Here is a 2,275-nt window from a genome sequence, read left to right as displayed (position 1 = left end):
CTCACAAAGGTCATACGTATGACTTCTGCTTATTGATGAAGCAGGCTCTCTAGATAAGAATTTTTTCAAAAACGGTGAAGACACCTGCTTATTTGAAGTGTTGATGAATCAGTTTCGGACAGCTTCATTTATCAGAACAAAAATTGCGGTTTATCCAAACTCTTTTTCAGATATGCTTACTGAAACAAGATATGGGGATTCGGTGATACTAGAGGATGACATATTTAGTGATCAGGGATATTCACGCTTCCGTTCTAGAACTATAGAAATGATTTCTAACTATTTAAACCCGAATTCTTATGAAAGTGCTGAGATATTCGCAAGTGATATTTTTAATATTACCAACAAATCTGATGACCCTGTAGAGCAGATTATATTCGCATCTAACGGTAACATGCGCCGAATGATGCAGCTCCTAGATCTGACTATGGATGCTGCATATTCTGAGAATAATTGTGCTGTAAAAATTGAGAAAAGACATGCAAAGTCTGCTTTGATTAATCATGCTAATAGATCAGAATCCGAATTTAATAATCAGGACTTAGAACTTCTCCATTCTTTGGTTACGGTATGCAAAGCAAGAGGTGCCTTTAAGTTCCAATTCCCGAATGTTCCCTTATATAAATATACGAACAAGTCACAAGAGTATAATCTAATAAATGTTGTGCAGCTTGGATCAGGACGAAGACCGACAACCTATGCTTTTGACTACTCCTATGCAGTTGCAAAGGAGATACCAACGCATAGAATGGCTGATTCGGAAAAAATCTGCCATGAAAGATCAGTAGTAGAAGGAAGGTGGCTTACAAGGTCTGCGACTATCAGCGATGAGCTTATAATGCATGCGGCTTTACCTGGAAAGCAGGAAGGAAACGTTGAGTATATTCGGGGCGATTCTGGTTTTATAACATCTGACGACAATGAAGAATATTTCTTCGCTTGCAGTGATGTAATACAGACTGACAAAAGCAAATTGGTTGTTATTGGAAAGAGAGTCAGGTTTTATCCATCAAAGCTAGGTGATGTAAAGATGGCAGTATTGATTGAAGTTCTTTAAATAAGAATTTTATGCTCTGTTTATGCGAAGAGCTGATCAATGCAAAGCTCAGATTAATTGATCAAATTAGCCAGCATAATTGATTTTAGATAATGGATTCTTATCGATAGAAAAAAAATAATCTGAGTGTCCGCTTTTCGCTCATAGCAGTCTAAATTGCGTTACTTGTGACGCTTCTTTGAAATATTTTTTAGGTGAATTTTTTTACGATCATCAAAGATCTCCATTTTGATCCTGAACGCTAAATCTCCGCCATAAACACAATTGCAGTTGTCGAGATTTAGCGGCAAAAGTACGGGCTGGTGAGGAAGGCATTAGCTATGTGATATGTCACACTTAAAAATTTATGATTGAAGGCAGATTTTTGCCGGATCGTTTAAGATCCGACGCTTTTAGCTTGATCATGTAATAATTGGTTTCCGGGGCGCCTTTTTATCTTGCTCACGGGCTAAGGGAACCTAAGCTCCGGCATCACTTCCCAGTTGCCTGGTTCCGGTCAGAAGCGACCTGACTACTTTAACTTGAAATTGCAGAGTAAATAAATGGGATATCTAAAAAATTAATGTAGTGATTTTGAAACACCACCGCAGTTAAATATAAATTCGTCGTTGCATTTATCCTGCCCTGCCTCTCTAGCAGCACTAAGAGTTTAAACGCCTCTCAGCTAAAAACGTCTGAGTGCTGTTGTACTCATTCAAGAGCCTATTAAAATCGTTATTTTTATAACGCTTTTGTCTGATTGCGGTTTTAAGTTTTTGTATCTCTTCTGTTGGTATAGTACTTTTAACTATACCTTCAATATCGACACATATACGGTCTATGGCATCAATAAAATCCTGATCCTTTTTTTCCATTAATGCTGTTTCTAAAAGGATGGCTGATTCGTAGAGCTTAATCCTGTTACGACTCTTATAGAGTGGAATATCTAACTGAAATGCACGCTTAGACTGTGAAAGTAAGATCAAATACTGAATTACGAAGTCTAAGTCAGCAACGCTAATTTTTGTTGTAAGTGTTCTACTCATACACGCCTCTTTTAAGCGTTATTTTTATAACGATTAACGTAGCGTATAAAATTTAATCATGCAAGGTTAGGCCTAAAATAGGTGATTAGAAAACCCTCGTTTGTTGGTCGATTCAATTAAACGTGATAAACCACCTCAAAACACTTGCTTTAACGCCAAGAAACCCGTACAATGTTCGGCGTCAACTATCTTG

At 37.4% G+C, this 2,275-nt stretch carries 2 protein-coding genes; one reads left to right on the top strand and one right to left on the bottom strand.

Features of this window, described 5'->3' with window-relative positions; all coding sequences use genetic code 11:
* Positions 1-103 precede the first annotated feature (103 nt).
* Positions 104-1,057, top strand: a complete 954-nt coding sequence (locus AAY72_RS04760) for a hypothetical protein (RefSeq protein WP_057785791.1) — start codon at positions 104-106, stop codon at positions 1,055-1,057.
* A 641-nt stretch (positions 1,058-1,698) separates the two neighbouring features.
* Here the strand turns inward: AAY72_RS04760 and AAY72_RS04755 are convergent.
* Entirely contained in the window at positions 1,699-2,082 is a 384-nt protein-coding gene (locus tag AAY72_RS04755; protein ID WP_057785790.1) for a hypothetical protein, read from the bottom strand.
* Positions 2,083-2,275 lie beyond the last annotated feature (193 nt).

Origin of the sequence: Alishewanella sp. WH16-1 (assembly GCF_001441695.1) — a bacterium.
GTDB classification, from domain to species: domain Bacteria; phylum Pseudomonadota; class Gammaproteobacteria; order Enterobacterales; family Alteromonadaceae; genus Alishewanella; species Alishewanella agri.
This window is presented reverse-complemented; position numbering and strand designations above follow the sequence as displayed.